We start from the raw sequence: 3,732 nt of genomic DNA, 5'->3' as shown, positions 1-3,732 counted from the left end.
TCGCCGTCGACAGGCTGTTCGGCATCTCCGGCTCGGGCAAGTACCAGCGCCCCCGAAGGCCCCGCCGCCCCCGCCGCCCCCGCCGCCCCAGGCGCTCCCGGAGCCCGCGGCGCCCGAAGCCGACCTCACCGTCCAGGTGCCCGTGCCCCGCCCCCGTACCGGCTTCCTCGGCAGCAGACCTCCCACGTACGAGCCCGAACCCACCGCCCTGCCCGTCGCCCGGCCCGGCGACCTCGCCGACCTCGTCGCCGACACCGTCCTCGACGGCGCCCGCTACGGCACCTGTACCCTGCGCGCCGCCTCCGTGCGGGGCGACTCCGCCCGCTACCGGGGCGAACCCCGCAGGGACTCCCTGCTCACCGCCCGCTTCGGCCACGACGAGAGCGCCCTCGTCCTCGTCGCCGTCGCCGCCGGGTCCCGCGCCGCCGGGGACGCCCACCTCGCCGCGGGCGACGCCTGCCGCTGGATCGCGGAGGCCGTCGGCCGCAGCCACGCGCGGCTCTCCGAGGACATCAGGAGCGGCCGCCGCGGCGACCTCAAGTCCGGACTGCACCGCCTGACCGACCGTACGTACGGCAAGCTGCGCGCCCGCGCCGCCGAACGCGGCCTCGCCGCCGACGAGTACACCGCGACCCTCCGCTGCCTCCTCGTCCCGGCCGATCCCGACTGCCGCACCCGCGTCTTCTTCGGCATCGGCGGCGGCGGCCTCTTTCGGCTCCGCGACGGCGCCTGGCAGGACCTCGAACCGCTGCTGCCCGACCCGTCCGCCGTCGTCGGCGCCCCCGTCGTCGGCTACGGCTCACCGCCGCCCGCCGCGAAAGGCACCGCGGAAGCCGGCGCGGAACCGAGCGCGGAAGCCGGCGCGGCGACCACCCCGGAGGCCACCCCGGAGGCCACCGAGGAGGGCGACCGGCTCACCATGGACCTCGGCATCGCCACCGCCCCGGGGCCGCTCGTCGAGGATCCCGTGCCGCCGCCCGCCGAGCCGTTCCGCTTCCGCGCCTCCGTCGCCCGGCCCGGTGACACCCTGCTCCTCGCCTCGCCCGGACTCGCCGAGCCGATGCGCGGCGAACCCGCCCTCGCCCGTGAACTCGCCGCCCGCTGGGCCGACCGGGAACCCCCCGGCCTCGCCGCGTTCCTCGCCGACACCCAGCTGAGGGTGACGGGTTACGCCGACGACCGTACGGGGGTCGCCGTCTGGGAGGCGTAACGCGCCGGGGCGTGTGTTGATGGACGCATGGCCAAACAGAACGTCGCAGAACAGTTCGTCGACATCCTCGTGCGCGCCGGCGTCCAGCGCGTGTACGGAGTCGTCGGCGACAGCCTGAACCCCGTCGTCGACGCCATCCGCCGCACCCCCCGCATCGATTGGATCCAGGTGCGGCACGAGGAGGCCGCCGCCTTCGCCGCGGGCGCCGAGGCCCAGGTCACCGGCCGCCTCGCCGCCTGCGCGGGCTCCTGCGGCCCCGGCAATCTGCACCTCGTCAACGGCCTGTACGACGCGCACCGCTCCATGGCCCCCGTCCTCGCCCTCGCCTCGCAGATCCCGTCCAGCGAGATCGGCCTCGGCTACTTCCAGGAGACCCACCCCGACCAGCTGTTCCGCGAGTGCAGTCACTACAGCGAACTCGTCTCCAACCCGAAGCAGATGCCCCGGCTGCTCCACACGGCCATCCAGCACGCCGTGGGCCGCCGCGGCGTCAGCGTCGTCTCGCTGCCCGGCGACATTGCCGCGCAGCCCGCCCCCGAGCGGGCGGTGGAGACCGCACTCGTCACGGCGCGCCCCACCGCCCGCCCGGGTGACGACGAGATCGACGCCCTCGTCCGGATGATCGACGCCTCCGACCGGGTGACGCTCTTCTGCGGCAGCGGGACGGCCGGGGCCCACGCCGAGGTGATGCAGTTCGCCGAGCGCCTCAAGGCCCCGGTCGGCCACGCCCTGCGCGGCAAGGAGTGGATCCAGTACGACAATCCGTACGACGTCGGCATGAGCGGGCTGCTCGGCTACGGCGCTGCCTACGAGGCCACCCACGAGTGCGACCTGCTGATCCTGCTCGGCACCGACTTCCCCTACAGCGCCTTCCTCCCCGACGACGTGCGGATCGTCCAGGTCGACGTCCGGCCCGAGCACCTCGGCCGCCGATCCCGCCTCGACCTCGCCGTCTGGGGCGACGTCCGCGAGACCCTGCGCTGCGTCATCCCACGGATCCGGGCGAAGACCGACCGCCGCTTCCTCGACAAGATGCTGAAGAAGCACGCCGACGCGCTCGAAGGGGTCGTCAAGGCGTACACCCGCAAGGTCGAGAAGCACGTGCCCCTCCACCCCGAGTACGTCGCCTCCGTCGTCGACGAACTCGCCGACGACGACGCCGTCTTCACCGTCGACACCGGCATGTGCAACGTCTGGGCGGCCCGCTACCTCACGCCCAACGGACGGCGCAGGATCATCGGTTCGTTCAGCCACGGTTCGATGGCCAACGCCCTGCCGCAGGCCATCGGCGCCCAGTTCACCGACCGCGGCCGCCAGGTCGTCTCGCTCTCCGGTGACGGCGGGTTCTCCATGCTCATGGGTGACTTCCTCACCCTGGTCCAGTACGACCTGCCGGTGAAGATCGTCCTGTTCAACAACTCCTCGCTCGGCATGGTCGAGCTGGAGATGCTGGTGGCCGGACTTCCCTCGTACGGAACGACGAACAGGAACCCCGACTTCGCCGCAGTCGCACGCGCCGCCGGGGCCTACGGCGTCCGCGTCGAGAAGCCCAAGCACCTGGCGGGCGCCCTCAAGGACGCCTTCCGGCACAAGGGACCGGCCCTCGTGGACGTCGTCACCGACCCCAACGCCCTCTCCATCCCGCCGAAGATCAGCGCCGACATGGTCACCGGCTTCGCCCTCTCGGCCAGCAAGATCGTCCTCGACGGGGGAGTGGGCCGGATGCTCCAGATGGCCCGCTCCAACCTGCGCAACGTACCCAGGCCGTGACGGAGCGCATGCGCGCGATTCGACAGGGGCATGCATCCCCGTGAGCCTGTTCGACGCGACGTGTGGGTGGGGGTTATGGCCGGGGAGGCGCGACAGCCGACTCAACTGCTCAGAAAGGTGGGATGCGCGGATCTCACCGCGGTGCCGGAGGTGCGTCATGCGTTACGGGAATGGCTGGGGCAGTGGGGCGGACCGGGCGCCACCCACGTCGCCGAACTGCTCACCAGCGAACTGGTGACCAACGCCCTGATCCACACCGACCACGGGGCCGTCGTCACGGCGACCGTCGTTCCCCACCAACTCCGCGTGGAAGTACGGGACTTCGTTCCCGGTCTCGCCGCGCCGCTCGTACCGCCCGCCGACGACGGTACGCACGGCCGGGGGCTCGTCCTCGTCCAGGAACTCGCCGACTCCTGGGGTGTCGTCGCCCACGGTGTGGGCAAGGTGGTGTGGTTCGAACTGAACGGCGGGGCCACCCGAGGGGGCGGCCCCGCCGACGAGCGGTGACGGTCACTAGCCGAACTGCTGCTCCAGGTCCTTGAGCTTGCGCTCCAGGGAGTCGAGCCGGGGCAGCGTCTGCGTGTCGTCCTCCGCGGTGAGGTCCACCGTCCGGGACTCAGTCCCCCTGACGGCTTGGAGGGAGGGCCGGGGCCGAAGCGGCAGTTGTCCCGGGTCCGCTATGGCGGGTTTCCCCGTCGACGTACTGGAGGTAGGTCGGCAGAAAAGTCATCGCGCCGAGCATGGCGAAGCCG

3 protein-coding genes and 1 pseudogene are annotated in these 3,732 nt (G+C 72.4%); 3 read left to right on the top strand and 1 reads right to left on the bottom strand.

Translation table 11 applies throughout. The features are described from left to right. The 3 genes from ACWDVG_RS31485 to ACWDVG_RS31475 all read left to right on the top strand — a co-directional run. On the top strand, positions 1-1,210 hold a 1,210-nt coding region (locus ACWDVG_RS31485; protein WP_451704330.1), incomplete at its 5' end, for a protein phosphatase 2C domain-containing protein. A gap of 27 nt (positions 1,211-1,237) precedes the next feature. Then, complete coding sequence (locus ACWDVG_RS31480) at positions 1,238-2,980, top strand: pyruvate dehydrogenase (RefSeq protein ID WP_451704328.1); 1,743 nt, start codon at positions 1,238-1,240, stop codon at positions 2,978-2,980. Between the two features lie 75 nt (positions 2,981-3,055). Continuing rightward, positions 3,056-3,487: an ATP-binding protein gene (locus ACWDVG_RS31475; protein WP_451704327.1), complete on the top strand. Its 432-nt coding sequence runs from the start codon at positions 3,056-3,058 to the stop codon at positions 3,485-3,487. A 6-nt stretch (positions 3,488-3,493) separates the two neighbouring features. Here ACWDVG_RS31475 and ACWDVG_RS31470 read toward each other — a convergent pair. After that, positions 3,494-3,679 (bottom strand): annotated as a pseudogene (locus tag ACWDVG_RS31470) (DUF2637 domain-containing protein); the annotation flags it as partial. Between the last annotated feature and the right edge of the window lie 53 nt (positions 3,680-3,732).

The organism is Streptomyces sp. NPDC003327 (assembly GCF_053589515.1).
This window is presented reverse-complemented; position numbering and strand designations above follow the sequence as displayed.